Source organism: Pseudodesulfovibrio karagichevae (genome assembly GCF_041414475.1).
Lineage (GTDB): Bacteria > Desulfobacterota > Desulfovibrionia > Desulfovibrionales > Desulfovibrionaceae > Pseudodesulfovibrio > Pseudodesulfovibrio karagichevae.
The window spans coordinates 14,562-41,407 of record NZ_JBGLYH010000038.1; the positions used below are offsets into that span (position 1 = coordinate 14,562).

The window sequence follows — 26,846 nt, forward strand, 5'->3', positions numbered from 1 at the left end:
CATCGCGTCAGCCGGGCCGCCGAGATCGTCGTGCGGCGCCGGATTTCAGCCGCGCCCCGCATGAGGCGCCGAGAATATTCGCCTTTGCCGTCGAAGGAACACGCTACGTCATGCCTATCTACGAGTATCAATGCCAGTCCTGCCACGCCATTTTCGAGGAGTGGCAGTCCGGGTTCGAAGACCAGGAGTTTCCCTGCCCCGAATGCGGCGGGGAGTCCAAGAAGCTCATTTCCCATTCCTCCTTCCATCTGAAGGGCGGCGGCTGGTACGCCGACGGCTACGGCGGACACAGCGCCGGGAACAAGCCCGGCGAAGCGCAGACGCCCGCCGCCGACTCGGCATCCGAGTCCCCGGCCAAGCCCCAGTCGGCCCCAGCCTCGACATGTCCCGCCAAGTCGGACACGTCCAGTGTGGGGTCCGCGTCCTAGACACGCGCCAAAGGCAGCACCCGCTGCCTTTTTTTATGGGTTCGCGCCCCTTGAGTTTTTGCGGCACCGTTGCCATAGTATGCCGTTCGCGCGGCCGAGCACCCCTAACACGGAGAGAACAAGACGATGCTTGAACGGTATTCCCGTCCCGAGATGCGGGCGTTGTGGACCCTGGAGAACAAGTTCCGGGTCTGGCTGGAGGTTGAGCTGGCGGTCGTCCGGGCCTGGACCGAGATGGGCAAGGTCCCGCAGGACGCCTGCGACGAGATCCTCGACAAGGCGGATTTCGACGTGGACCGCATCCTCGAGATCGAGGAGACCACCAAGCACGACGTCATCGCCTTCCTGTCCGCCGTGGAGGAGAAGGTCGGGCCGAGCTCCCGCTACATCCACCTGGGCTGCACCTCCTCGGACATCGTGGACACGGCCAACGGCCTGCTCCTGACCCGCGCCGGGGGGATCATCGCCGAGGGCATCGACCGCCTGCTCGAAGTCCTCAAGGGGCTCGCCTTCAAGCACAGGGGGCTGCTGTGCATGGGCCGGACCCACGGCATCCACGCCGAGCCGACCACCTACGGCCTGAAATTCACCGGGTTCTACGCCGAGTTCATCCGGCACCGGGAGCGCTTCGAGGCGGCCCGGGAGAACATCCGCGTGGGCAAGCTGTCCGGTGCGGTGGGCACCTTCGCCCACTCCGGCCCCGAGCTCGAGGAGCGCACCTGCGCCTTCCTCGGCCTGACGCCCGACCCGCACTCCACCCAGATCGTCCAGCGCGACCGCTATGCGCAGTTCTTCGCCGCCCTGGCCATGCTGGCCGGCGGCGTCGAGCGCCTCGGCCTGGAGCTGCGGCACCTGCAGCGCACCGAGGTCTCCGAGGTGGAGGAGGGCTTCACCAAGGGCCAGAAGGGCTCCTCGGCCATGCCCCACAAGAAGAACCCCATCTCCGCCGAAAACCTCTGCGGCCTGTCCAGGGTCCTTCGGGGCAACGCCCTGGCGGCCATGGAGAACCAGGCCCTGTGGCACGAACGCGACATCTCCCACTCCTCGGTGGAGCGGGTCATCATGCCGGACTCCACCGCGCTCATCGACTACATGCTCCACCGCATGGCGGGCGTGCTCGAACGGCTGGTGGTCAAGGCGGACGTCATTGAGCGCAACATGCTGAGTTCCTTCGGCCTCTTCTACTCCCAGCGGGTCCTGAACAAGCTTATCGATACCGGGCTGAAGCGCCAGGAGGCGTACGAGATGGTCCAGAAGGTGGCCATGCGCTGCTGGGAAAACCGCGTCCAGTTCGAGGACGAGGTGCGTAACGACCCGGAAGTAAACAAGCATCTCGATTCTAACGATCTTGACGAAGCTTTTGACCCTTCGTATTACAAACGGTATGAGGACGTGATCTTCGACCGCGTTTTTGAGGGGAAATAGGATGACTGAATTGAAATCACGGCTGGCCAAGCTCCTGCTCGAGCTCTCCTACAAGGAGGGCGACTTCACGCTGACGTCGGGGAAGAAGAGCGACTACTATTTCGACTGCAAGCAGACGGCGCTGAACGCCGAGGGCGGCTACCTCATCGGGCGGCTGTTCGTCGAAATGCTCAAGGATTACGCGGTGCAGGGCGTGGGCGGCATGACCCTGGGGGCGGACCCGCTGGTCACCTCGGTGACCGTGGTCTCCTTTCTGGAGGGGCGGCCCCTGCCCGGGTTCATCATCCGCAAGAAGTCCAAGGGCCACGGCACCAACCAGTACCTTGAGGGGCTGGCCAACTTCAAACAGGGCGACAAGGTCGTCCTGCTGGAGGACGTGTGCACCACCGGCGGCACGCTGATCACGGCGGCCGAGCGGGTGCGCGACGCCGGGCTCGAAATCGTCGGCGTCCTGGCGGTCCTGGACCGCGAGGAGGGCGGCCGGGAGCGGTTGAAGGAGGCGGGGCTTGAGCTCAACGCCATCTTCACCCGGCAGGAACTGCTGGCTGCGGGGAAATAGGGCTCGCCGGGGAGACGGGGGTCCGGATCGGGGTAACCAGGAGCGGTAGTAAGAGTATATGCGGGTAGTTTTCTTCATCCTGACAATCATCTTGTCCGCAACCACGGCCCTGGCCGGGGGCTGGACGCCGTTGCTCTCTTCCCACACATACGGGCCGAAGCGGATCATCGCCGTGGACAAGGAAGCCCAGGAACTGATCGTCCTCGAACAGCAGTCTCCCCTGCACGAGGTGCGGCGCTTCCCCTGCACCACGGGCCAGTCCACGGGCGACAAGGCCGTGGAAGGCGACATGCGCACCCCCGAGGGCGTCTACTTCGTGGGCCACCGCATCAACCGCAAGCTGGACTGGGGGCTGTACGGCAACATCGCCTACTCCCTGAATTATCCCAACCCCATCGACCGCATCAAGGGCAAGACCGGCTCGGGCATCTGGCTGCACGGCCGGGGCAAGACCTTCCTGCCGCGCGACACGCTGGGCTGCGTGGCCCTCAAGGTCCCGGACATGAAGGACGTGGCCCTGGACGCCTCCTACGGCACGCCGGTGGTCATCGCCGACGACGTCAACTGGTCCGCCGAGCCGGGCGAGAGCGAGGTCACGGCCCTGACCCTGGCCAATACCCTCAAGTCCTGGGCCCATGACTGGGGCGCCAAGGACGAGAAGTTCTTCTCCTACTACGACGGCCCGCTGCTGGAGCAGTCCGAGGGGCTGGATTTCGCCGGGTTCGAGGAGAACAAGCGCAACATCTTCGCCTCCCAGCCCTGGATTCAGGTCATGGTGGACAACGTCCGGGCCGTTCCCGGTCCAGGCTACTGGGTGACCTGGTTCGACCAGTACTACCGGACCCAGGGCATGGCCTCGACCACAGGCAAGCGGTTCTACTGGGTGCAGGACGGGCAGGGCGGCTGGCGCATCGCCGGGCGCGAGTACGTTCCGGCCTCGGAGCAGCTGGACGCCAAGTACCTGGCCTCCAAGACCGGCGAGGCCCAGGCGCTGGTCGAGAAGTGGCGCCAGGCGTGGCTCGCAAAGGACGCGGACGCCTACGAGAAATTTTACGAGCCCGACGCCGACCAAGGCGGGCGGAAGGGCGCGGCCAGCATCGCAAAATACAAAAAGACATTGTGGGAGGAGAAACCTCCTGTTAGGTTGGAGGTTGATGATCTGAAAGTCGCTTTGCATCCCAAGGGGCTCAAGGTGGCCTTTGACCAGGCGTTCGCCGACGCCAGCGGCTACTCGGACCGGGGGCGCAAGACCCTGATCCTGGTGCCCGACGGCGATTCCTGGAAAATCGACAGTGAGCAGTGGAGACGGATGAGATGAGCGATTCCAAGTACAGCGTGCTCTTCATGCGCGACGACCGGGACGTGACCCGGTATCGCCTCAGCCCGTTCTGGTTGAAGATGTTCGTCTTCAGCCAGGTCTTTCTCCTGCTCTGCGCCGCGGGCGGCATCTACATGGGCGTGCGCGGCTTCCGGATCAACGCGGCCCTTCACAACCAGAAGAAGGACCTGGAACAGCGGCTGGTGGACGCCGAGGTCCGCCTGGAGCGCCTGGGCAACATGGAGAAGATCCTCGAATCCTACGACCCGGCCGAACTGCAATCCCTGCTTTCCGCGGCGACCACCGAGGCCGAGCAGCAGCCCGAGCCGCGCGAGGATATCAACCTGAACAAGATCTTCACCCGCACCGACACCCGCCAGGTCGGAGTGGAGAACATGCAGGCCAAGCTGACCGGCCGCAAGCTGACCGTCACCTTCGAGCTGAACAATTTGCAGGCCTCCAAGTCCATGGCCGGACAGGCGGACTTCATCTACCTGACCAAGGGCGGCCGGTCCGAGGACGCCGAAACCAACAAGGACGATCTGTCGTTCCAGATTCAACGCTTCAAGCGCATCCGGACCACCTTCCTCCTGCCCGAGGGCATGGATCGCAAGGACCTCTTCGGGCTGCGTCTTGAAATCAAGGGAAAGGATGGCGATGTCATTTTTGCCGAAACGTATCCCTTCTATCACATTCTGGCTTCTTAGCCTGACCCTCCTCGCCGCTTCCCCCGCCCTCGCCGGGTCGTGGGAACACGCCTTTTTCGCGGGCACCCAATACCCGCTCAGGGTCGTCTATCTGCAGGGCGAGCAGCCCGGCCCCACGGTCATGGTCCAGGGCGGCATCCAGGGCGACGAGTCCTCGGGCTACATCACGGCCCAGCTCCTGTCCAAGTCCACGGTCTTGCGGGGCAACCTGATCGTCCTGCCGCGCGCCAACGTGCCGTCCATCAACCTGTGCAAGCGCCAGATCAACGTGGACATGAACCGGCGGTTCGACCAGAACTACAACCGCTTCTACGAGGACCGCGTGGCCCGGGTCATCCGCTTCCTGCTCAACCAGGCGGACGCCTTCATTCACCTGCACGAGGGCAGCGGGTTCTACAACCCGACCTATGTGGACAACCTGCGCAATCCCAAGCGGTACGGCCAGTCCATCATCGTGGACACCCTGGTCTACAACAAGATCGACCTGGCCCGGACCGTGAATTCGGTGCTGGACGAGCTGAACGACCACATCGGCGCGAGCGATTACAAGTTCCGGCTGTTCAACACCCGGACCTTCGACAAGGGGACCGACTACCCCGAGATGCGCAAGTCCCTGACCTGCTACGCCCTGGCCGAGCACAACATCCCGGCCATGGCCGTGGAGGTCTCCAAGTCCATCCGACAGATCGACTGGAAGGTCCGCCAGCAGCTGACCGCCACGCGCATGCTCCTGCACCGCCTCGGCGTGGAGGTCACTCCGCCCGATTTCACGGACGAGGATGTCCGGGCCTACGCCCGCACCGGGATCAAGGTCACGGTCAACGGCCGCACCCTGGGCAGCGACGGGGTCATCAACCTGGCCCCGGGCACGACCCTGGCGGTCAAGTCCGTGTCCTCCGGGCCGAACGAATTTTCCCCGGAACTGGCCCTGTTCGCCTCGGACAGGCCCGGCGTGAACCTGATCAACGCCCGGCGCATGGTCCTGGAGCCGTTCTCCGAGCTGGAGCTGCGCTCCGACGGCAGCAAGGTGGCCGAAGCCAAGGTCCGCTGGACCGGCAAGCTGCCCAACGCGCCCGGCGACGACACCCCAGTGTTCGTCTGCTGGCTGAACGGCAACCCCGTGTTCGTGCGCGACGGCGAGACCCTGCGGGCCGTGCTCGGCGACCAGCTCATCCTCGAGGGCATGTGGGGCAGCGACCTCAAGGAAGTGATCAATCTCAAGGGATTCGTGGCCATTCCCTGGGCCAACAACGGCCAGGATCTGGGCTGGGAGATCATCCTGGACCCGGACAACTTCCTTTCGCACTACGCGCTCAAATCCGACCATGCGGGCGCCACCCGGTTCAAGGTGGTCCGCGAGACGCCCGGCGCGCCGGAGGCGTCCTTCTACGTGGACATCCGGCCGCGCACGGTCCTGGCCCTGCGCCTGGGCGACAAGCACGGCCAGAACCTGCTCATCCCCTGGAACGCGGGCGGCAGCTACCGGCTCCCCGAGGGCGAGTACGTGTTTGAATCCGCCTGGAGCAACGGGCCGGACGACAAGCTCCTGGCCACGGCCGGGGACAAGCCCCTCAACGAGGGCCAGTCCTTCAAGGTGGACTACGGCGCCCCGCTCAAGCTGACCGTGCGCCAGGCCACCACCTTCGGCGACATCGGGACCATGACCTTCACCGCGAGCGGACTGGCCAGCCGGTAGGCGCGGCCCGGTCCGTCCCTCCCACGCGACAAGCCTCCGCCGGAATTCGTTCCGGCGGGGGCTTGTCGCGTGGGACGGGGCGGGAGTTCGGCCTCGCCCCGGAGAATACCTATCTCGGCAGGTTGCGCTTCCGGTTGACCGGAGGACAGGCGCTCTCGGGATGCAGCACCCGCCAGGCCCAGACGGCGACGGTCACGCCGAGGAACGCGCCGAAGAGCACGTCCGAGGGGTAGTGGCGCAGGGCGAGCACGCGGCTGACGCCCACGGCCGAGGCCAGCACCAGGGCGGGCACGCGCAGCCGGGACAGGATGAACCCCAGGGCGGTCATGGCCGAGAATATGCGCAGGGTGTGCCCGGACGGGAACGAGGAGTGCATGTCGCCCCCGGCCAGGGGAAAGAAGCCGTACACGCCCTTGGTGAAGAGCAGGGGCGGCCGGGCCCGGCCGAAGAACTCCTTGAACACGTCGCCGATGAGCATGGCCGAGGCCACGGCCAGGCAGAGGTAGAGCAGGTTGCGCGAGCGGTTCGTCAGCCCGTTGACCAGCCCGTCCACGGCTCCGGCGATCAATCCGGCGGCCACCAGGACGGTGAAGAACAGGTGGTTGGCCACCTGGGACAGTCCCTTGGCCAGGGCGTGCCAGGCCGTGTCGCGCAGGGTCAGGGCCGCTTCGGCCACGGGCCGGTCCACGAACAGGTAGCTGATGACGATGAGCAGTCCGACGGCCAGGGCGGCCCGGCAGGTTCTTGTCAGTGTGGTGTTCAAGTTTCGCCCCCTTTTATTAATTTTTCATAAGTAAGCCCCAGGCTGGATGCCGTTTTTGCCAAGTATATTGAAGTTTCCTAGAGTCTCAAAGCGAGTGGTGGCTTTTGGGCTATACATTGCGGTGATTGTTAGTATGTGCTATATGCATAACAAATATACCAATACTCTTAAATGGACGTTCTGAAATGTACCCTGATCGCATTGCGTTGTACCGAGAAATTGAAGAGGCACGGGGGTCAAAAATCCTAACCTATGTGACCGGAGATAGACCTGGATTAGAAACCCAGATTCATCCTGAAGTTGTTGACTATTTTACCGATCATTTGGATAGTTTTGGGTTGCCAATCCCAAAAATTAGTCTCCTGCTATATAGCAGGGGGGGAGTGACCCTTGCTGGTTGGTCTATTGTGAATTTGATACGAATTTTTTGTGATGAATTTGAGGTTATTGTACCTTCAAAGGCCCACAGTACGGCGACCTTGATTGCGATTGGAGCCGATCATATTGTTATGACCAAGCAAGCGACTCTCGGTCCCATTGACCCTAGTACCAATGGTCCCTATAACCCTCCTATTCCTGGGGGACAACCAAATCAAACCCTTTCAGTAAGCGTTGAAGACGTTGCTGGCTACTTTGAACTCGCGAAGGGGGAGCTCGAAGGAAGAGGATTGGAGAAGGCATTTGAGCTCCTAGCGGCGAAAGTTCATCCATTGGCTTTAGGGAAGGTCTATAGGTCAAGAGCTCAGATTCAGATGTTGGCTCAAAAATTGCTTAAAAATCATATGGACGAAGAAGCGAATATCAAAAAAGTTATTTCTTTCTTATGTAGCGACTCTGGAAGTCACGACTATACTATCAACCGTAGAGAAGCGAAAAACGATCTAAAATTGCCAATAGAAAATCCAGACGATGCTCTCTATGATCTGATTAAACGGATATATCTAGATATTCGCGATGATCTTGAGCTAACAAATCCTTACAATCAAAAGACGATACTCGGACTAGATGATGAAAAAGATTATTCCTTCAGAAGAACTATTCTTGAAAGTATACAAGGCGGTTCTCATAAATTTGTATCTGAAGGCAAGCTGAGAAAGAAAGAAGTCCCAACTCCAGCGGGTCCAATGATAGGCATAGAGGATGAAAGAAACTTTGAGGGGTGGAGACATGAGCCAGCGATTATTTAGAAATGGTAGTGGTTCGTTTGTGCAATACAAAGATTACACTACAAGCTCAGAATCAAAACCAATAACCACTTCTGCTATCAGCAATAGCAGATTTGAGATGTGCTCACAATTTCAAGCTGAGATGATCCTTGAGTTCAATAACGTCCAGATTGAGCAGATTTCTGCTTTTTTAGAAGAATTTGGCGTACAAGAGGAGCAGGACTAATACAGCATCTCTGATTGTAACCACAGTCTGTGAATTGATTTTAATGATGCCATAGAAAATGCGCCTTGAGTTCGGGAGAGAACTAGGCGCATTTTCAATTAACCAGCCGCGCTCAGGCCGGGTCCACCAGCACGGCGGCCACATCCATGACGTTGGTCCGGGTGGGGCCGGTCTTGAGCAGGGTGCCCGCGCCGGACAGGAAGTTGTAGGCGTCGTTGTCGGCCAGGGCGCGCCCGGCGGCCTCGGACCGCTCGCCGCACGCCGTGTCCGGGAAGGCCATGCCCCCGGCAGCGTCCGTGGGGCCGTCCGTGCCGTCAGTGCCCAGGCTCATGGCCGAGATGCGCTCGCGCGCGGAACCCAGCGAGGCCATTTCCAGGGCGGCGGCCAGGGCCCATTCCTGGTTGCGGCCGCCCTTGCCGCTGCCCTTGATGGTCACCGTGGTCTCGCCCCCGGCCAGGAGGCAGACGGGCGGTTCGGCCTTGCCTCCGCCGAGGGTGTATTTTCCGGCCAGCTGGATGAGCCGGGAGGCCTGGTCGCGGGCCTCGCCCTCCATGGCCAGGTCCACCACCACCGGGGTGTAGCCCAGGTCGCGGGCGGCGACGGCCGCGCCGTCCACGGCCATGGCGTTGCCCGCCACGATGGTGTTGCGCACCCGCGCGAAGCACGGGTCACCGGCCTTGCGCGTCTCCGAGGCCCGTCCGGCGCAGCCGTCGGCCACGGCCCGGACCACGCTGTCCGGCATGCGGTGGCACAGCCGGTACTTGTCCAGGATGGCCTGGCATTCCGGAAAGGTGGAGTCGTCGGGCGCGGTGGGCCCGGAGCCGATGACGTCCAGCCGGTCGCCGACCACGTCCGAGATGATCAGGGTGGCCACGGTGGCCGGGGCCAGGGTCTCGGCCAGGTGGCCGCCCTTGAATCGGGAGAGGTGTTTGCGGATGGCGTTGATCTCGCCGATGGCCGCGCCGCATTCGAGCAGCCTTCGGGTGGCCTCCTGCTTGTCGGCCAGGGAGACCGAGGAAAGCGGGGAGGGCACCAGGGCGCTGGCCCCGCCGGACAGGAGGAAGAGGACCAGGTCCCGCTCCCCGGCGTCGGCGGCGCGTTCGAGCAGGGCGTGGGCGGCGCGCACCCCGGCCTCGTCGGGCACGGGGTGGCCGGATTCCATGACCACGGTCCGGCCCAGGGACAGGCCGTGGCCGTATTTGGTGGCCACCAGCCCGCTGTGCAGCCGGTCGCCCAGGATGTCCTCCATTGTCGCGGCCATGGCCGCCGAGGCCTTGCCCGCGCCGAGCAGGAGCACCCGGTCGTAGTCGTTCAGATCGTACTCCCGGCCGTCCACGGCCAGGATGTTCCCCTCTCGTTTCACGGCCGCCCTCAGGGCGGGGTCCGGGGCCACGGCCTGGAGCGCACCGTCGACGATGCGCAGCAGGCGGGCCTTTTTGTCGGCGTAAGCGGTCATGTTCTCTCGGGTCTAGTCGTAGATTTCGGGATTCAGGCAGGTCTCGGGCTTGTCGCCCTTGAGCATGGCCAGCATGTTGCGGGCGGCCAGCACGGACATGTCCGTGCGCGCCGACTCGGTGCCCGAGCCGACGTGCGGCAGCAGGACCACGTTGTCCAGTTCGGCCAGGCCCGGCGTCAGGGCGGGCTCGTTCTCGTACACGTCGAGCCCCGCGCCCGCGATCTCGCCGGCCTTGAGGGCCGCGAGCAGGGCCTGCTCGTCGATGACCGGGCCGCGCCCCGTATTGATGATGTAGGCGGTCTTCTTCATGCGCTTGAACGCCTCGGCCCCGAACAGGTGCCGGGTGCCGGGATTCAGCGGGGTGTGCAGGGAGATGAAGTCGGACTGCTCCAGGAGTTCGTCGAAGGAGACCAGCCGTCCGTTCAGCTCCTTGTCCAGGACCTCGTTCCTGCGGCCCGAGGAACTGGTGTACAGGACCGGCATGTCGAAGCCCCGGCTCATGCGGGCCATGGCCGTGCCGATGCGGCCCGCGCCGACGATGCCCAGCGTCTTGCCGGTGACGTCGCCGCCGATGAACTGCAGGGGGCCCCAGCCGGGCCAGTCGCCCGAGCGCATGACCTTGTCCGCCTCGACCACGCGGCGGGCCACGGCGAAGAGCAGGGACCAGGCGCACTCGGCCGTGGCGTTGGTCAGCACGTCCGGGGTGTTGGTCACGGGCAGCCCGCGCCGGGTGGCCTCGGGTACGTCGATGTTGTCGAAGCCCACGGCGTAGTTGGCGTACCCCTTGAGATTCGGGGCCGCGTCGAAGAATTCGGCGTCGATCTTCTCGGTGAGCAGGCCGATGACGCCCTGGCAGTCCCTGATGATCTCGAGCAGCTCCGCGCGGGGCACGGGGCTGTCCTTCGGATTGACTTCCACCTCGGCCGCCTGCCGGAGCAGGTCGAGACCCTGTTCGGGGATCTGCCGGGTGACATATACTTTGGGTTTGTTCATTGTCGCCTCCTTGGTGTTCCCTCCAAGGATGCGGCCCATTGGCCGTGGAGTCAATGGGTGAACGGCAACAACGAAAAACCCCCTCACCGGCGGGTGAGGGGGCTTTGCTATCGTGGTGCGCCCGGCACGATTCGAACGTGCGATCTTTCGGTTCGTAGCCGAATGCTCTATCCAGCTGAGCCACGGGCGCGCAAACGAAGTGAATGTCTATGCTCAAGCGCGGGTCCCGTCAAGGGATTTTTTCAGGAATTTTTCAGTTTGGTGCTGAAAACGTCTTCCAGCCCCGTGGCCAGCTGCGCCTCGACGCCGTTGATGCGGATGAGCGTGGCGTCCGGGTGGGCGGCCAGTTCCGCCATCTGCGGGAACTTCATCAGGAAGAGCCTGGTGATGGCCTCCGTGGTCTGCCGCTTCTTGATGGGCGAATGGACCCCCTGGATGCTCAGGGCCTGCGCCTGGTCACGCCGGTCGATCAGCATGGATACGTGGGGGTGCTCCCGGATGTTCCGGCACGCCTGGGAGGAGCCGAGGGAGTAGAAGTAGAATTTCATGGCCGCGTGGTCCGCGAAGAAGTACATGAGGGAGCAGTACGGACGGATACCGTCCGAAGTGGCCAGCACGCAGAGTTCTTCACGGGTGATGAGGTCGTCGATGAGACGCATTTTTTCCTTGCTCATGGAGTTGCTGTACGGCAACTTCGGGTGGTCCGCCATTATAATGAACCGAGCACAATGACCACCCTCGACGAAAAAATCCTGCACAGCGAATCCCTCCTCTCCGGCCTGCTCGAACAGGCCCTGGCCGGGGACGGCCCGCAGCGCGTCCGCGTGGCCTGGACCGGGGGCAAGGACTCCACCGTGGCCCTGTTCATCTGGAAGCTGCTCGTGGAGCACGCCGGGGCAGGGCCGGTGCGGGCCATCACCCTGGACACGGGGTGCAAGTTCCCGGAGGTCCTGGCCTTCCGCGACCGCCTGGCCGCCGAATGGTCCGTGGACCTGCTCATCGCCCGGCCCGAGGTCTCCCTGGACGGCTACCCCCTGGCCGAAGACCCGCTCACCTGCTGTCGCGAGCTCAAGGTGGAGCCGCTCAAGAAGGCGGTGCGGGCCACCGGGACCACCCATCTGCTGACCGGCATCCGCCGCGACGAGCACCCGGACCGCGCCGGGCGGCTTGAGTTCGAGACGCGGACCGACCCGGACCACACCCTGGTCAATCCGCTGCTCGACTGGACCGAGACCGACATCTGGGCCTTCCACGCCCGTTTCGGCCTGCCCCACTGCGAACTGTACGACCGGGGATATCGCTCCCTGGGCTGCCGCCCGTGCACGACCCTGCCGGACGGGCAGGGGGGCGAGCGGTCCGGCCGCGCCCAAAACAAGGAAGCGGTCCTGTCCGTTCTGACCGGACTCGGTTATTTTTAATACGCAAAATTGTTCAATCGGGGAACACCCCGGAACCCCCGCCGAGCGGGACTTGCCCTTTTTTTCACAAAATTCCATACTTTTTCAGTTCTCATTTTTCCAAAAACGTCATCCGGTGCAAAAACGTGTGGAGATACAATCGGTTGCAGCCTGAAAAAGGATAGGGCAAAAGTCCGGTTTGGGTCTTGACCTGGGGGTCAACTTCACCTAAGGACAATTGTTTACTAGGCTAAGGGTAAAGTGCAAACGCACTGGCGTTCGGTTGGAGGTGAACCGGGCGTCAGGTGCCTGCTGTACTCGTTCTTCATCTTCTGAAACGAGGTCTTCATGTCAAATCTGTTAGTGCTTCTGATCCTGCTGCCGGCGGCAGCGGCGCTGGTCTGCTATTTCGTTCGGTCCGAGGCCGTCCGGAAGCTGACCGTGCTCGCCACCGGAGGCATCCTGACGCTTGCGGCGTTGGGATTGCTTGCGCAGGGGGCGTTTGCGCCGACCGAGGTCGGCTCATTCCTGGGCATAGGCAGCGATTTCCTGATCACGGTCCTGGATTTCGTCCTGCTCGGTGTCATCTACTTCTACGGTTACAAACACAAGAGCCTGCTCATCCAGGGATTCACCCTGGCCCAGGTGGTCCTGCTCGCCTGGTTCGAGTTCATCATGGTCGGCCATGAGGCGGTTCCGGCCGTGATGGGCGACCAGCTCTCCCTGATCATGGTTCTGGTCATCTCGATCATCGGCTCCCTGATCTGCATCTTCGCCATTCCCTACATGAAGGAACACGAAGAGCACCTGCACCTGAAGAAGACGCGCCAGCCGAGATTCTTCTTCTTCATGCTCATCTTCCTCGGCGCCATGAACGGCCTGGTCCTGTCCAACAACATCCTGTGGATGTACTTCTTCTTCGAAGTGACCACCTTCTGCTCCTTCATGCTCATCGGCCACGACGCCACCGAGATCGCCACCAAGAACTCGGTCCGCGCCCTGTGGATGAACGCCCTGGGCGGGCTGGCCTTCGTCGTCGGCATGATGCTGGTCTACTCCCAGGCCGGAACCCTGAACATCAGCGCCATCCTGGCCCTGGGCTCCACCAGCGCGGTGGCGCTCACCGGGCTGGCCTTCCTCTGCCTGGCCGGCTTCACCAAGGCCGCCCAGGTCCCGTTCCAGTCCTGGCTGCTCGGCGCCATGGTCGCCCCGACCCCGGTGTCCGCGCTCCTGCACTCCTCGACCATGGTCAAGGCGGGCGTGTTCGTGGTCCTGCGGTTCGCCCCGGCCTTTGCCGGGACCTTCCTGTCCACGGGCGTGGCCGTCTGCGGCGCGTTCACCTTCCTGGCCTGCGCCGCGCTGGGCGTCGGCCAGTCCAACGGCAAGAAGATCTTGGCCTATTCCACCGTGGCCAATCTCGGCCTGATCATCTGTTGCGCGGGCATCAACACCCCGCTGGCCCTGACCGCGGCGATCATCCTGATCCTCTTCCACGCCGTCTCCAAATCGCTGCTCTTCCTGTGCGTCGGGACCATCGAGCAGGCCATCGGCTCCCGCGACATCGAGGACATGCGCGGCCTGTACGGCACCAACCCCCGCACGGCCCTGATCACCATCATCGGCATCCTGACCATGATGCTGCCGCCGTTCGGCGTGCTGCTCGGCAAGTGGATGGCCATGGAGGCCTCGGCCGACTCCAACATCTTCATCGTGGTCATGCTGGCCATGGGCTCGGCCATGATGGTCGTGTACCTGGCCCGCTGGGCCGGTTCCATGATGGGCACCCGCGAGCCGGGCGCCAAAGCCGAATCCCAGCCCCTGCTGACCCGGCTGCCGCTCATGACCCTGTGCCTCGGCGCGGTGGTCCTGTCCCTGGCCTCGCCGTGGATCTACAACTCCCTGCTGGCCCCCTGGATCGGGTCCGCGCCCTTCGTGGTCGGCTTCGGCTCTCTGGAGTCCGCGCACGGCACCTTCGTGGTCGTGCCCCTGTTCCTGGTGCTCGGCCTGGGCCTGCTCTACGCGGTCAAGGCCGCTTCGGGCTACCGCCGGGTCAAGATCATGCCGCCCTACGTGAGCGGGGCCAACTCCGCCTCCGGCGACGGCAGCTACGTCGGCCCCATGAACGGCGTTGTGCCGTTCTCCACCGGCAACCTGTACCTGGGCGAGATGTTCGCTGAACCCAAGCTCACGCCCATCTTCAACGCACTGGCGGTCGCGCTGATCGTCCTCATGCTGGGAGGGGCGCTCTAATGGAAACTCTCATTCTCGTCATCATCGGTCTTGTGGGCGCACCGCTCGTGGGCGGCCTGATCGCCGGCCTCGACCGCCGGGTCACCGCCTGGTTCCAGTCCCGTCAGGGTCCCCCGATCATGCAGGCCTTCTATGACGTGGCCAAGCTCTTCGGCAAGGAGAAGATGGTCGTCAACCAGTGGCAGATCCTCTGCGCCTGGGTGTACCTCATCGCCGCGGCCGTGTCCGTGGCCCTGTTCTTCGCCCAGGGCGACCTGCTGCTCGTCTTCTTCGTGCAGGCCATCGGCGCGGTCTTCCTGGTCATGGGCGCCATGTCCACCAAGTCCCCGTACGCCCAGGTCGGCGCGCAGCGCGAGCTGTTGCAGATCCTGGCCTACGAGCCGATCCTCATCCTGGTCTTCGTGGGCTTCTACATGGTCACCGGCTCCTTCTCCATCCACGCCGTCTGGGCACAGGACACGCCGCTGCTGGCCAAAATGCCCCTGCTCTACCTGGCGCTCGGCTACGCCCTGACCATCAAGCTGCGGAAGTCCCCGTTCGACTTCTCGACCTCCCATCACGGCCACCAGGAACTGGTCAAGGGCGTGCTCACCGAGTACTCCGGCCCCTACCTCGGCCTGATCGAGATGGCCCACTGGTACGAGACCGTCCTGGTGCTCGGCCTGTGCGCGCTCTTCTGGCACACCAACGTGGCCTGGATGGCGCTCCTGCTCGTGGCCACCTACATGCTCGAAATCCTGGTGGACAACACCATGGCCCGCATGACCTGGCGCTGGATGCTCAAGCGCGTCTGGCTGCTCGGCATGGGCATGTCCGTCGTTAACCTCATCTGGCTGTACGCGGGGTAAATTATGTTCGGATCATTCATCAAGAAATCTCGCGCCAAGTCACCGTGGATCATGCACTTCGACTGCGGTAGCTGCAACGGCTGCGATATCGAGGTCCTGGCCTGCCTGACCCCCCTCTACGACGTGGAGCGGTTCGGCATCATCAACGTCGGCAACCCCAAGCACGCCGACGTGCTCCTGGTCACCGGCACGGTCAACCACCGGAACAAGAAGGTGCTCAAGAACATCTACGATCAGATGCCCGAGCCCAAGGCCGTCATCGCCATCGGCGCGTGCGGCAACACCGGCGGCATCTTCCGCGAGGCCTACAACGTCGTGGGCGGCGTGGACAAGGTCATCCCCGTGGACGTCTACGTCCCCGGCTGTCCGGCCAAGCCCGAAGCCATCATCGACGGCGTCGTGGCCGGACTCGCCAAGTTCGCCCAGAAAGTGGAAGAAGCCTAGTAGCTTCACGCGAGGTATATAATGCAAGGTAAAGTTATCGACGTGACCCTCGACACCCTTGTCGGCGAGGTCATGAACATGAAGAACGAAGGACAGAGGCTGGTCACGTTCTCCACCTATCAGGAGGGGGACAAGATCGGCATACTCTACCACTTCGACAAGAATCTGGAGACCACCCACCTGCGGCTTACCGCCGACATGGACAAGCCCATCCCGAGCGTGTCCGGCGTCTACTTCGCCGCCCTGCTGGTGGAAAACGAAATCCGCGACCAGTGGAACGTCGAGTTCGACGGCCTGGTCCTCGACTTCAACCGCACGCTCTTGCTTGACCCCGAGGTCACCCAGGTTCCCCTGGTGTCCAACGTCAAGATCGAGCCCAAGAAATAGGGGGCTGAAATGGCAACCACCGTTATACCCTTCGGCCCGCAGCATCCCGTCCTGCCCGAACCGGTCCACCTGACCCTCAAGGTCGAGGACGAGATCGTCAAGGAGGCCATCCCGGCGCTGGGCTACGTGCACCGCGGCCTGGAAAAACTGGCCGACATCCGCGACTTCCACCAGATGATCAACGTCTGCGAGCGCGTCTGCGGCATCTGCTCCATGATCCACGGCACCTGCTACTCCGAGACCGTCGAGGAGCTCATGGGCATCGAGGTCACGGACCGCGCCAAGCTGCTGCGCGTCATCTGGAGCGAGCTGCACCGCTCCCACTCCCACCTGCTCTGGCTGGGCCTGTTCGCCGACGCCTTCGGCTTCGAGTCCCTGTTCATGCAGTTCTGGAAGATCCGCGAGCGCATCATGGACATCAACGAGGCCACCACCGGCAGCCGCGTCATCGTGTCCGTCAACGTCATCGGCGGCGTCCGTGCCGACCTCTCCCCGGAGCAGATCCGCTGGATCCTGTCCGAGATCGAGATCGTCGAGAAAGAGGTCAAGGCCCTGCAGGACACCATCATGAACGACTACACCGTCAAGACCCGCACCGTGGGCGTCGGCGTGATGACCAAGGCCCAGGCCTGGGAACTCGGCGCCGCAGGCCCGACCCTGCGCGGCTCGGGCGTGGCCCAGGATATGCGCCAGCAGGGCTACGGCGGCTACACGTTCCTGGACTTCGAACCCGTGGTCGAGACCGCCGGCGACTGCTGGGCGCGCTCCACGGTCCGCTTCCGCGAAGTGCTCCAGTCCATCGACCTGGTCCGCCAGGCCGTGGCCAAGCTGCCCGAGGGCGAGCTGGCCGTGAAGGTCAAGGGCAACCCGCCCGAGGGCGAGGCCTACCACCGGGTGGAACAGCCGCGCGGCGAGTGCGTCTACTACATTCGCGGCAACGGCACCAAGAACCTCGACCGCCTGCGCATCCGCACGCCCACGTTCGCCAACATCCCGCCGCTCCTGGCCATGCTGCCGGAGTGCGAGCTGGCCGACGTGCCGGTCATCGTGCTGTCCATCGACCCGTGCATCAGCTGCACCGAACGCTAGGAGGACGCATGCTGTTTACACCCACCGTCATCAAGAACCTGCTCAAGAAGCCCGCCACCCGGAAGTATCCCTATGAGGTGCGCGAGCCGTTCCCCATGTACCGGGGCGAGCTGGTCATCGACATCGACAAGTGCATCTTCTGCGGCATGTGCTCCCGCAAATGCCCCAGCCAATGCATCACCGTGGACAAGGCCGCCGGCACCTGGCAGTGCGATCCGCACGCCTGCGTCTACTGCGGCCTGTGCCGGGACAACTGCCCGACCAAATGCCTGTCCATGAAGGACGTGCACCGCAAGCCGGTTACCGAAAAGGTCGTCTGGATCGAACACGGCAACCCGCCCAAGCCCAAGGTCAAGGCCGCCGCCCCGAAGGCCAAGCCCGAAGCGAAAGCCGAGGCCGAGCCCGAGAAAAAGGACGACAAATAACCGTCCTCGCACTGTGAATAAAAAAAGCCCCCGCACTTGTGCGGGGGCTTTTTTTGCCTCCGGCGGCCGGGGGAAGGGGAAGGAAAACCCTTTGAAAAGGGCTTTTCCTTCCCCTTCCCCCGGACCCCCCATCCCCATCCTTTCTGAAACTTTTTGTATACGCATGCGCGTGGGCGGCGGGGCGCAACAGGGAGTGCCGTTGCACGAGACCAGGTGGGGCGAGTCATGGTGGCAACGACCCCGGCACGGCAACAGCTCCCGCACGGCCCCCGCGAAGCGGCGACAAAAAGTTTTGAAGGGGAGTCCAGAGGGGAAACTTTTCCAGAAGTTTCCCCTCTGGCCGCCGGAGGCATTCCCCCCTATAGCTTCTGGTCGATGTCGGCGAAGCAGGGGATGCAGTAGGTCTTTCCGGCGTAGCGGCGGGTGCGGGATTCCATGGTCATTTCGCCGCACTGTTCGCAGCGCAGGCTTTGCAGCACGGCGGCGGGCCGGGGCGGGGGGCAGTCGAGGGGGGTGACCGCGAACATGTCGTCCAGGGGGATGGCCGTGAACCGTTCGATGGCCGCCTCGCGGGTTTCGCCGGGGGCGCTCATGGCCGAGTCCCGGAGCAGGGCGCGGAACCCCTTGCCGGACTTGCGGTCGAAGAAGGAGAAGGCGCGCTTGCCGTAGTCGCGGTGGATGAAGTTGCCCTTGCCGAAAGTGCAGTCGGTCAGAAACTGGATGGCGTCCACGCCGCACATGTCGGTCTCGGCCACGGCGACGAGGTCCAGAGCGTCGAGGTCGCCGAGTTCGCGGCGGGCCAGTTCCACGGCGCGGATGCCGATGGTCAGGCCGGGGCAGTGGTGGCCGTGGAAGGCGATGGCCGCCTCGATCTTGTCCTGGGGGATGGAGCAGGGCATGGAAGTCTCCTTGGGGGTTGGGGGCTAGGCGGCCGGGACGACCATGGGGTGGCCCTGGACGTGGTGGATGTGCACGGGCAGGCCGTAGACCTCCTCGACCACGGCCGAGGTGACCTCGCAGGCCGGGCCGGTGGAGTGGATGCGGCCGTCCTTGAGGAACAGGACCTTGTCGGCGTAGCGCAGGGCGGTGTTCAGGTCGTGCATGGTCATGATGGCGGCGATGCGGTGCTCGTCCACCACCCGGCGGAGCATGGTCAGGATGTCCACCTGGCTCTTGAGGTCCAGGCTCGCGGTGGGTTCGTCCAGGAGCATGAGGCGCGGTTCCTGGACCAGGGCGCGGGCGATGGCCACCTTTTGCAGCTCGCCGCCGGACAGGCAGTCGATGTAGCGCAGGGTGAGGTGGGCCATGTGCAGCCTTTTCAGGGCGGAATCGACCATCCTGAGGTCGTTTTCGCCCACCCGCCAGACGATGTGCGGCTTGCGGCCCATGAGCACGGCGTCGAACACGGTCAGGCGGGCGGCCTCGCTGCGTTGGGCCACGTAGCCGATGCCCAGCGCGATCTCGTGCGGGCGCAGCTTGAGCACGTCGCGGTCCTCCACCAGGACCCGGCCCGCGCTGGGGGCGTGGATGGCGTTGATGCACTTGAGCAGGGTGGTCTTGCCCACGCCGTTGGGGCCGAGGATGGCCAGGAGTTCGCCGCCGTCTAGGTCGAATTCCACGTCGCGGAGGACCTTGGAGCCGTTGTAGGCGAAATCGAGATCGTTGACCGAGAGGATCATCGCCGTTGCCCCCTTATGATGAGATAGATGAAGACCGGCGCGCCCATGAACGCGGTCAGGACCGAGACCGGGAGCATGTGCGGGGCCAGGACCAGCCGGGCGGCGGTGTCCGAGGCGAGCAGGAGCAGGCCGCCCGCCAGGATGGAGCCCGGCAGCAGGAACCGGTGGTCCGAGCCGAAGATCCGGCGGACCATGTGCGGGACCACCAGGCCGACGAAGCCGATGATGCCCAGAAAGGAGATGATCACCGCCGTGAGCATGGAGGCGAGCAACATGCCCACGAACCGGACGCGGTCCACGCGCACGCCCAGCCCCTTGGCGGTCTCGTCGCCCGCGTCGATGGCGTTGTAGTTCCAGCCGTTGATCAGGAAATAGACGGAGGTGGCCGCGGTCACGACGGCCATGACGCCCAGTTCGGACCAGGTGGCCCGGGCCGTGTCGCCGAAGGTCCAAAAGACCATGGCCGCCAGCTGCACGTCGTCGGCGAAGAACTGCAGGAGCATGGTTCCGGCGGTGAACAGCGCGTTCAGGGCCACGCCGGTCAGGATCATGACCTCCGGGGAGGAGCCGCGCAGCCGGGACATGCTCACGATGATTACGGCGGTGGCCAGGCTGAACAGGAAGGCCACGCCGGTGGTCAGGTAGGGGTTGGTGATGTTCACGGCGTCCGTGTTGGAGGAGCCCATGACCCCGCCGCCCAGGATCATGACCGCGAAGGCCGCGCCGAAGGCCGCCGCATGGGATATGCCCAGGGTGAGTGGGGAGCCGAGCGGGTTGCGCAGGACGGACTGCATGACCGCCCCGGCCACGGCCAGCCCGGCCCCGGCCACGATGGAGGCCAGCGCCTGGGGCAGGCGGATGTTCCAGACGATCACGTCGAACCGCTTGGACACGGCCCAGCCCATGAGGGTTTTTGCCACATCCGCCAACGGGATCTCGGCCGCGCCCATGGAGATGGAGACCACCAGGGCCAGGGCGAGCAGCCCGCCGGTCAGGCAGACCAGGGCGAGCTTGACGCCGATGTACCTGCGGTACTCGGCGGGCACCTGTCCGTCGGAGAAGTGCATCTAGTTCACCGGGATCGGCCGGAAGGCCATGCCGTGGAACAGCTCGTTCATGTCCTTGAAAACCGGCTTGCCCACCAGGAAGGTGTAGATCTCGTCGGCCTTGGCCGCCGGGTCCACGTCCGCGAACCGCTCGGGGTAGAGGACCTTGCCGATGAAATAGGCGTCTGCCAGGATGGAGCCGAAGTTCTGGGTGTACCAGTTGTACGGCAGCACGCCGTAGACGCGGCCCTCCTTGACGGCGGAGAGCATGCGGTAGGCCGGGTCGGTGCGCAGCTCGGACAATCCGCCCGCGTCGTCGCCCAGTTGCAGGGTGGCCAGGTCCAGGAAGAGCACGTCCGGGTTCCACTCGATGATCTTCTCCTTGGCTATGTCGGACTGGGCCAGGCTCTTGCCCGCCTTGCCCGCCTCATAGGCCAGGTTGATGGCGTTGACGAACTGGAACGGCGGATAGGCGGGCTCCGTGGACTGGAAGCCGTGCGGCCCGCGGAAGGCCACGCCGCCCAGGTAGACCGTGGACCGCTCCTGGCCCGGCACGTCGCCCGTGCGGCGGCTCAGGTCGGCAATGAGCCCGTCGATGTACTGGATGACCGCTTCGGCGCGCTGCTCCCTGCCCATGACCTTGGCCATGATGCGCAGGCTCTTGTACAGGGCGGGCCGGTTCTCGCCCAGGTCGCCGTAGTCGAGGACCACCACCGGGATGCCGGTCTTGTCCTGGAGCTCCTGGGGATCGTAGCCCATGGAGGAGGTGTAGGTCTTGAAGATGACCTGGGGCTGCGGCTCCAGGGTCAGGATCAGCTCCGGATTGTCGTGCCCCCGGAACTCGCCGAAGATGGGCATCTTCTTGAACTGCGGGTTGGCGATGGCGTAGGGCCGGGCGTCGAACTTGCGGCGGCGGACCTCGATGTCGTCCACGGCCGCGATGCGGTCCTGGGCCCCGAGGTAGGTCAGCAGCCGCAGACAGCCGGAGCCGGAGCAGATGGCGTGCTCGACCTTGTCCGGGATGTCGTTGGTCCGGCCGTTCGAGTCGGTCAGGGTGCGCGCTCCGGCGCTGGCGGGCACGGTCAGGAGGAGCAACAGTATGGCGCAGATAAGACGATGTTTTTTCATTTGACCACCTTGAAAAGCACACAAATAATGTGTTGCAACCCGGTTGTTGCTACGAAAGTATAAAATGTAACACTATGGTGTTCCTAAATAAAACGGGGAATGGCGTCAAGGGGGAAATAAAACCGGACTGTTGCGGTCCGATTTCAGAGGGAGTGGCCGCCGGGCAGGACGGGCGGGGTGCGGAAAAATGAAAAAGCGGCCCCGCTCGGAGTGAGCGGGACCGCCGTGCTATCGGTCGGGAACGGATCAGAATCGTTCGAAATCGGTTTCGTCGTGTCCGTCCATGTCCAGGTCCAGGCCGCCCGGTTCGGCCGGTCCGGCCGGTTCGGGCAGGGCCCTGGACGGCCGCTTGGTCACCTTGGTCATGGTCCTGGGGGCGGGGCCGGAGGGCTGACTGGAGCGTTCGCGCCGGGCCGGGGCCGGGCCGCCCTGGACCTTGAAGAAGGCCACCAGCTGTTCCAGGCCGTGGGCCTGTCCGGCCAGGTCGGCGGAGGTGGAGGCCATCTCCTCGGAGGCGGCCGCGTTCTGCTGGACCACGTGGTCCAGCTGCTGCAGGGCCGCGTTGATCTGTTCCGCGCCCGCGTTCTGCTCGCTGCTGGCCGTGGTGATCTCGCGGATGAGCTCGGCGGTCTGCTCAATGTCGGGGACCATCTCCTTGAGCAGGTCGCCGGCCTTGACCGCCACCTCCACGCTGGAGGTGGACAGCTCGGATATCTCGGCCGCGGCGTGCCCGCTGCGTTCGGCCAGCTTGCGTACTTCGGCGGCGACCACGGCGAAGCCCTTGCCGTGCTCGCCCGCTCGGGCCGCCTCGATGGCCGCGTTCAGCGCCAGGAGGTTGGTCTGGCGGGCGATCTCCTCGATGATGGTGATTTTCTGGGCGATCTCCTGCATGGCCGAGACGGTCTCGCCCACGGCCTCGCCGCCCAGCCGGGCGTTGTTCGAGGCCTTGTCGGCCATGGCGGCCGTGGTCTGCGCGTTTTCGGCGGTGGCCCGGATGTTGCCCGCCATCTCTTCCATGGACGAGGAGACCTCCTCCAGGGCCGAGGCCTGCTGGGTGGCCCCGTCGGACAGGGCGCTGGACGTGCCGGACAGCTCCTCGCTGCCCGAGGCCACGCGCGAGCTGCCGTCCACCACCTGGCCTACGATGTCGGTCAGCTTATCGGACATGGTATTCAGGGCCTGGAATATTTCGCCCACGTCGTCCCGGCGGCGGGTGTCGAGGCGGGCGGTGTAGTCGCCGTCGGCGGCCCGGCCCAGAACCCGGACGATCCGGCCCAGCGGCTTGATCAGCAGGCTGTTCATGTAGAACCACATGGCCACGCCGATGACCACCAGGACCAGCAGGGAGAGCAGGCTGGCCGAGACGGCGTTGGTCCACACCGGGGCCATGATCTCGGCTTTTTCGGTGAAGGCGATGAATTTCCAGCCCAGGGTGGGGGAGGTGTGGACCACGGCCATGTAGTCCGTGCCGCGCAGGGCGCCGTCCAGCGAACCCTTGTCCATGGCGAAGGCCTTGGCGTAGAGCGGATCGGACAGGTCCTTGACGTTCTTGAAGTTGTTCTCGGGTTGCTTGGGGTCGGCGATGACCACGCCGTCGTTCTGGACCATAACGACATAGCCCGTCTTGCCCAGGTGCACGCCCTGGATGAGCTTGGTCAGCTGGGCCAGGGAGAGGTCCATGGCGGCCACGCCCAGGACCTTGCCGCCGTCGCCGACCACGGCCTTGCCCGTGCTGACCATGGCGTCGCCCGTGGTCGAGACGTAGGCCTCGGAGACGACCGGCTTTCCCGGGGAGGCGGCCGCCTTGGCGTACCAGGGCCGGGAGCGCGGGTCGTAGCCCGCCGGGATGCCGGAGTCGCCGCCGATGACGAACCCGCCGTTGGCCGTGCCCAGGTAACAGTCCTCGTAGCTGGGATGGGAGGCCAGGATCATGCGGTAGAATCCCTGGATGGCCCCGCCAGCCGCGTCGCCGGGTTCGAGGTACCGCTTGGGGTACTTTTTGTTCGGGTCGAGATAGTTGGTCTTGATCGCGTCCACCTGTTTGGCGCGCGGGTCCTCGGCCATCATGACCGTGTTGTTCAGGGTCTCCTGCATGTACATGGAGATGGTCCCGTCGATGTGCTCCAGCTGCCCGGCCGCCGAGGTCCGGCTGTAATCCACCGAATCGTTATATATGGAGGTCAGGCTCACGGCCAGGATGGCGGCGCAGAGCAGGAAAAGCGATATGGCGAATGACAGGATGATTTTCACTCTGACATTGAGATGCATGGGCTACCCTTCTGTTTTTTTAGCGTGTTATGCATTATTGGCTACAATCCGATGCGGACATATTACTATTATAAATCGGGCGCACCGGTTTCAGGTGACGAATCCATGTCGATTCCCTGTCCACGTTTCCAGGTGCCGGGCCACTTGGCTTGGCCGGGGAAATTGCGTAACGTGCGTGTCCTTATGCAACGGAAGCGGACAAGAGCAGTGAACATCGGCGGCGTGGGCATCGGCGGGGACAACCCGGTCCGGGTCCAGTCCATGTGTAACACGGACACGCGCGACGTCCCGGCTACGCTGGCCCAGATCGACCAGCTGGCCGAGGCCGGGTGCGAGATCGTGCGCCTGGCCGTGCCCGACGAGGCGGCGGCCGCCGTGCTCGCCGACATCCGCGCCCAGTCACCGGTGCCGCTCATCGCGGACATCCACTTCGACCACCGGCTGGCCCTGGCCGCGCTGGACGCGGGTTTCGACGGCCTGCGCATCAACCCCGGCAACATCGGGGACGAAGACAAGGTGGACGCCGTGGTCCGGGCGGCCAAGGCGCACGGCACGCCCATCCGCATCGGGGTCAACGGCGGGTCGCTGGAAAAGGACCTGCTCAGGCAATACGGCGGCCCCACGCCCGAGGCCATGGTCGAGTCCGGCCTGCGGCACGTGCGCATGCTCGAGGCGCGCGGCTTTCGCGACATCAAGATTTCCCTCAAGACCTCGTCCGTGCTCAAGACCGTGGCGGCCTACCGGCTCATGTCCGAGGAGGTCGACTATCCGCTGCACATCGGCATCACCGAGGCGGGGACGCTCGTGCGCGGCGCGGTCAAGTCCGCCGTGGGGCTCGGCATCCTGCTCCATGAGGGCATCGGCGACACCATGCGCGTGTCCCTGACCCACGACCCGGTGGCCGAGATCGGTGTGGCCTACGAAATCCTGCGCAGTCTCGGCTTGCGGGAACGCGGCCCGGAGATTATATCCTGCCCAACCTGCGGGCGCACCGAGATCGGCCTGATCGAGCTGGCCGAGCAGGTGGAAGCGGCCTTGCGCGGCGTGGAAGAGGTCTTCACGGTGGCCGTCATGGGCTGCGTGGTCAACGGTCCGGGCGAGGCCAGGGAGGCCGACATCGGCATCGCCGGAGGCCGGGACCTGGGCATCATCTTCCGCAAGGGCGAGGTGGTCCGGAAGGTCCGGGGCAACGCCAACCTGCTGCCCGAATTCATGAAAGAAATCGATAAATTCCTGGAAGAAAGGAGAAATGACTAGATGCGTCTTTCCCGCTACTACATCCCGACCCTGAAGGAGGACCCGGCCGACGCCGAGGTGGTCTCCCACAAGCTCCTGATGCGCGCGGGCATGATCCGCAAGCTGACCAGCGGCATCTACAACTACCTGCCGCTGGGCCTGCGCTCCATCAACAAGGTGGGGCAGATCGTGCGCGAGGAGATGGACCGGGCGGGCGCACTGGAAGTCCTCCTGCCCATGGTCCAGCCCGCCGACCTGTGGAAGGAGACCGGCCGCTGGGAGTACTACGGCAAGGAGCTGCTCCGCTTCAAGGACCGCCACGACCGCGACTACTGCCTCGGACCGACCCACGAGGAGGTCATCACCGACCTGGTGCGCGGCGAGATCAAGTCCTACAAGCAGTTGCCGGTCAACCTCTACCAGATCCAGACCAAGTTCCGCGACGAGATCCGTCCCCGGTTCGGGCTCATGCGCGGCCGCGAGTTCATCATGAAGGACGCCTACTCCTTCGACAAGGACGAGGCGGGCGCGGAAGAATCCTATTTCAGCATGTTCAACGCCTACAAGGCCGCGTTCTCGCGCATCGGCTTGCGCTTCAAGCCGGTCCAGGCGGACTCCGGGGCCATCGGCGGCGACTTCTCCCACGAATTCATGGTCCTGGCCGAGACCGGCGAGGACACCATCGCCTCCTGCCTGCACTGCGACTTCGCGGCCAACCTGGAAAAGGCCAAGGTCAAGGCGCCCGCGAACGCCTCCATCGACGAATCCGCCGTACCCCCCATGGAGGAGGTCGCCACCCCCGGCGCGCACACCGTGGAAGAGGTCTGCGATTTCCTCAAGATTTCCGCAGACAAGCTGGTCAAGACCATGCTCTTCGTGGTCGACGGCAAACCGGTGGCCGGGCTGGTGCGCGGCGACCGCGAGCTGAACGACGTCAAGCTGCGCAACCTGGTGGGCGGCAACGAGATCGAGCTGGCTGACGAGGCCCTGGTCCGCAAGCTGACGGGCGCGCCCGTGGGCTTCGCCGGTCCCGCCGGGCTGGACCCCGAGGTGCCGGTCTACGCCGACCACGAACTGCTCGCCGCCACCGACTGGGTGGCCGGGGCCAACAAGGGCGACGCCCACGTGCTGCACCTGGCGCTGGGCCGCGACTGCGAGATCGTCAAGTACGCCGACCTGCGCGTCATCGAGCCCACGGACGCCTGCCCGGAATGCGGCGGCAAGATCGAATTCACCAAGGGCATCGAGGTCGGCCACGTGTTCAAGCTCGGCCTCAAGTATTCCAAGAAGATGGAAGCCACCTTCCTGGATGAGAACGGCAAGTCCCAATACATGATCATGGGCTGCTACGGCATCGGCGTGTCGCGCATCGTGGCCTCGGCCATCGAGCAGAACAACGACGAGAACGGCTGCTGCTTCCCGCCGTCCATCGCGCCCTTCGAGGTCTGCCTGATCTCGCTCGGCGGCAAGGACCAGGATGTGGCCGACAAGGCCGAAGAACTCTACGCCGAACTGCAAAAGCTCGGCGTGGACGTGGCCTTCGACGACCGCAACGAGCGGCCCGGCGTCAAGTTCGCCGAGGCCGACCTGATCGGCTACCCCATGCAGCTCGTGCTCGGCGGCAAGGGACTCAAGAACGGCATCATCGAAGCCAAGGACCGCAAGACCGACGAAAAGATCGAACTGCCCCTCGACACCTTCGCCGCGTCCTTCGCCGACTGGCGAAACCGGATCTGGAATAACTGGGGCCTCCAAACCCCCTAGATTCCGTACGTTCGTTGACATCCAACAATCCCCGGCGCGGAATCGCGCCGGGGATTGTTTTTTTGGTGCCTCCGGCGGCCGGGGGAAGGGGAGAAGGAAACCCTTTGAGAAAAGGGTTTCCTTCTCCCCTTCCCCCGGACCCCCATCC

General features: G+C 64.2%; 26 protein-coding genes and 1 tRNA gene. 17 read left to right on the plus strand and 10 right to left on the minus strand.

The window, feature by feature from the left end:
* Positions 1 to 110 precede the first annotated feature (110 nt).
* From AB6M95_RS12920 to AB6M95_RS12945, 6 genes are all read left to right on the plus strand, one after another.
* Positions 111 to 428, plus strand: a complete 318-nt coding sequence (locus tag AB6M95_RS12920; RefSeq protein ID WP_371387173.1) for an FmdB family zinc ribbon protein — start codon at positions 111 to 113, stop codon at positions 426 to 428.
* A 126-nt stretch (positions 429 to 554) separates the two neighbouring features.
* Complete coding sequence (purB, locus tag AB6M95_RS12925) at positions 555 to 1,853, plus strand: adenylosuccinate lyase (protein WP_371387174.1); 1,299 nt, start codon at positions 555 to 557, stop codon at positions 1,851 to 1,853.
* Position 1,854: 1 nt separating this feature from the next.
* Positions 1,855 to 2,412: an orotate phosphoribosyltransferase gene (pyrE, locus tag AB6M95_RS12930; protein ID WP_371387175.1), complete on the plus strand. Its 558-nt coding sequence runs from the start codon at positions 1,855 to 1,857 to the stop codon at positions 2,410 to 2,412.
* 58 nt (positions 2,413 to 2,470) lie between these two features.
* Entirely contained in the window at positions 2,471 to 3,730 is a 1,260-nt protein-coding gene (locus AB6M95_RS12935) for a L,D-transpeptidase family protein (protein ID WP_371387176.1), read from the plus strand.
* Positions 3,727 to 4,437, plus strand: coding sequence for a hypothetical protein (locus AB6M95_RS12940; RefSeq protein ID WP_371387177.1), 711 nt, complete (start codon positions 3,727 to 3,729; stop codon positions 4,435 to 4,437). The genes AB6M95_RS12935 and AB6M95_RS12940 overlap by 4 nt, the downstream gene beginning before the upstream one ends.
* Positions 4,388 to 6,133: a M14/M99 family metallopeptidase gene (locus AB6M95_RS12945; protein ID WP_371387178.1), complete on the plus strand. Its 1,746-nt coding sequence runs from the start codon at positions 4,388 to 4,390 to the stop codon at positions 6,131 to 6,133. The genes AB6M95_RS12940 and AB6M95_RS12945 overlap by 50 nt, the downstream gene beginning before the upstream one ends.
* Before the next feature lie 109 nt (positions 6,134 to 6,242).
* On the opposite strand, the gene AB6M95_RS12950 is transcribed toward AB6M95_RS12945, so the two are convergent.
* Positions 6,243 to 6,896 carry a phosphatase PAP2 family protein gene (locus AB6M95_RS12950; RefSeq protein ID WP_371387179.1) on the minus strand — a complete coding sequence of 218 codons (654 nt, stop codon included), beginning with the start codon at positions 6,894 to 6,896 and terminating at the stop codon, positions 6,243 to 6,245.
* Between the two features lie 185 nt (positions 6,897 to 7,081).
* Between AB6M95_RS12950 and AB6M95_RS12955 the strand changes: the two genes are divergently transcribed.
* The gene (locus tag AB6M95_RS12955) at positions 7,082 to 8,083 is read left to right on the plus strand and encodes an SDH family Clp fold serine proteinase (protein WP_371387180.1); all 1,002 of its coding nucleotides are present in this window, start codon (positions 7,082 to 7,084) and stop codon (positions 8,081 to 8,083) included.
* Complete coding sequence (locus tag AB6M95_RS12960; RefSeq protein ID WP_371387181.1) at positions 8,064 to 8,288, plus strand: hypothetical protein; 225 nt, start codon at positions 8,064 to 8,066, stop codon at positions 8,286 to 8,288. Before AB6M95_RS12955 ends, AB6M95_RS12960 begins: the two co-directional genes overlap by 20 nt.
* 112 nt (positions 8,289 to 8,400) lie before the next feature.
* Here the strand turns inward: AB6M95_RS12960 and AB6M95_RS12965 are convergent, their stop codons facing one another.
* The 4 genes from AB6M95_RS12965 to AB6M95_RS12980 form a co-directional block, all read right to left on the minus strand.
* Positions 8,401 to 9,744, minus strand: coding sequence for a glycerate kinase type-2 family protein (locus AB6M95_RS12965; RefSeq protein WP_371387182.1), 1,344 nt, complete (start codon positions 9,742 to 9,744; stop codon positions 8,401 to 8,403).
* Positions 9,745 to 9,756: 12 nt separating this feature from the next.
* Positions 9,757 to 10,737: a 2-hydroxyacid dehydrogenase gene (locus AB6M95_RS12970; RefSeq protein WP_371387183.1), complete on the minus strand. Its 981-nt coding sequence runs from the start codon at positions 10,735 to 10,737 to the stop codon at positions 9,757 to 9,759.
* Positions 10,738 to 10,850: 113 nt separating this feature from the next.
* Positions 10,851 to 10,927, minus strand: a tRNA-Arg gene (locus AB6M95_RS12975).
* A 52-nt stretch (positions 10,928 to 10,979) separates the two neighbouring features.
* The gene (locus tag AB6M95_RS12980) at positions 10,980 to 11,411 is read right to left on the minus strand and encodes a pyridoxamine 5'-phosphate oxidase family protein (protein ID WP_371387184.1); all 432 of its coding nucleotides are present in this window, start codon (positions 11,409 to 11,411) and stop codon (positions 10,980 to 10,982) included.
* A 54-nt stretch (positions 11,412 to 11,465) separates the two neighbouring features.
* On the opposite strand from AB6M95_RS12980, the gene AB6M95_RS12985 reads away from it, so the two are divergent.
* The 7 genes from AB6M95_RS12985 to AB6M95_RS13015 all read left to right on the plus strand — a co-directional run bounded on the left by AB6M95_RS12985 (position 11,466) and on the right by AB6M95_RS13015 (position 17,577).
* Complete coding sequence (locus AB6M95_RS12985) at positions 11,466 to 12,155, plus strand: phosphoadenosine phosphosulfate reductase family protein (protein WP_371387185.1); 690 nt, start codon at positions 11,466 to 11,468, stop codon at positions 12,153 to 12,155.
* 327 nt (positions 12,156 to 12,482) lie between these two features.
* On the plus strand, positions 12,483 to 14,384 hold the full coding sequence (locus tag AB6M95_RS12990; protein ID WP_371387186.1) for an NADH-quinone oxidoreductase subunit 5 family protein: 1,902 nt from the start codon (positions 12,483 to 12,485) through the stop codon (positions 14,382 to 14,384).
* Complete coding sequence (locus AB6M95_RS12995; protein WP_371387187.1) at positions 14,384 to 15,232, plus strand: respiratory chain complex I subunit 1 family protein; 849 nt, start codon at positions 14,384 to 14,386, stop codon at positions 15,230 to 15,232. The genes AB6M95_RS12990 and AB6M95_RS12995 overlap by 1 nt, the downstream gene beginning before the upstream one ends.
* Positions 15,233 to 15,235: 3 nt before the next feature.
* On the plus strand, positions 15,236 to 15,676 hold the full coding sequence (locus tag AB6M95_RS13000; RefSeq protein WP_371387188.1) for an NADH-quinone oxidoreductase subunit B family protein: 441 nt from the start codon (positions 15,236 to 15,238) through the stop codon (positions 15,674 to 15,676).
* A gap of 21 nt (positions 15,677 to 15,697) precedes the next feature.
* The gene (locus AB6M95_RS13005; protein ID WP_371387189.1) at positions 15,698 to 16,063 is read left to right on the plus strand and encodes an NADH-quinone oxidoreductase subunit C; all 366 of its coding nucleotides are present in this window, start codon (positions 15,698 to 15,700) and stop codon (positions 16,061 to 16,063) included.
* Positions 16,064 to 16,072: 9 nt separating this feature from the next.
* On the plus strand, positions 16,073 to 17,152 hold the full coding sequence (locus tag AB6M95_RS13010; protein ID WP_371387190.1) for a hydrogenase large subunit: 1,080 nt from the start codon (positions 16,073 to 16,075) through the stop codon (positions 17,150 to 17,152).
* Between the two features lie 8 nt (positions 17,153 to 17,160).
* Complete coding sequence (locus AB6M95_RS13015; RefSeq protein WP_371387191.1) at positions 17,161 to 17,577, plus strand: 4Fe-4S binding protein; 417 nt, start codon at positions 17,161 to 17,163, stop codon at positions 17,575 to 17,577.
* A 359-nt stretch (positions 17,578 to 17,936) separates the two neighbouring features.
* On the opposite strand, the gene AB6M95_RS13020 is transcribed toward AB6M95_RS13015, so the two are convergent.
* The 5 genes from AB6M95_RS13020 to AB6M95_RS13040 all read right to left on the minus strand — a co-directional run bounded on the left by AB6M95_RS13020 (position 17,937) and on the right by AB6M95_RS13040 (position 23,698).
* Positions 17,937 to 18,476 (minus strand): FmdE family protein, encoded by a 540-nt coding sequence (locus AB6M95_RS13020; RefSeq protein WP_371387192.1) that lies wholly within the window; start codon positions 18,474 to 18,476, stop codon positions 17,937 to 17,939.
* A gap of 24 nt (positions 18,477 to 18,500) precedes the next feature.
* Positions 18,501 to 19,256 carry an ABC transporter ATP-binding protein gene (locus AB6M95_RS13025; RefSeq protein ID WP_371387193.1) on the minus strand — a complete coding sequence of 252 codons (756 nt, stop codon included), beginning with the start codon at positions 19,254 to 19,256 and terminating at the stop codon, positions 18,501 to 18,503.
* A complete protein-coding gene (locus tag AB6M95_RS13030; RefSeq protein WP_371387194.1) occupies positions 19,253 to 20,323 on the minus strand; it encodes a FecCD family ABC transporter permease in 1,071 nt (356 codons plus the stop codon). Before AB6M95_RS13030 ends, AB6M95_RS13025 begins: the two co-directional genes overlap by 4 nt.
* Positions 20,324 to 21,430 (minus strand): iron ABC transporter substrate-binding protein, encoded by a 1,107-nt coding sequence (locus tag AB6M95_RS13035; protein WP_371387195.1) that lies wholly within the window; start codon positions 21,428 to 21,430, stop codon positions 20,324 to 20,326. It abuts the gene before it with no gap.
* A gap of 246 nt (positions 21,431 to 21,676) precedes the next feature.
* The gene (locus AB6M95_RS13040; RefSeq protein ID WP_371387196.1) at positions 21,677 to 23,698 is read right to left on the minus strand and encodes a methyl-accepting chemotaxis protein; all 2,022 of its coding nucleotides are present in this window, start codon (positions 23,696 to 23,698) and stop codon (positions 21,677 to 21,679) included.
* 183 nt (positions 23,699 to 23,881) lie between these two features.
* Between AB6M95_RS13040 and ispG the strand changes: the two genes are divergently transcribed.
* Positions 23,882 to 24,955, plus strand: a complete 1,074-nt coding sequence (gene ispG, locus AB6M95_RS13045; protein ID WP_371387197.1) for a flavodoxin-dependent (E)-4-hydroxy-3-methylbut-2-enyl-diphosphate synthase — start codon at positions 23,882 to 23,884, stop codon at positions 24,953 to 24,955.
* The gene (locus tag AB6M95_RS13050) at positions 24,956 to 26,698 is read left to right on the plus strand and encodes a proline--tRNA ligase (RefSeq protein WP_371387198.1); all 1,743 of its coding nucleotides are present in this window, start codon (positions 24,956 to 24,958) and stop codon (positions 26,696 to 26,698) included.
* The last annotated feature ends 148 nt before the right edge of the window (positions 26,699 to 26,846 follow it).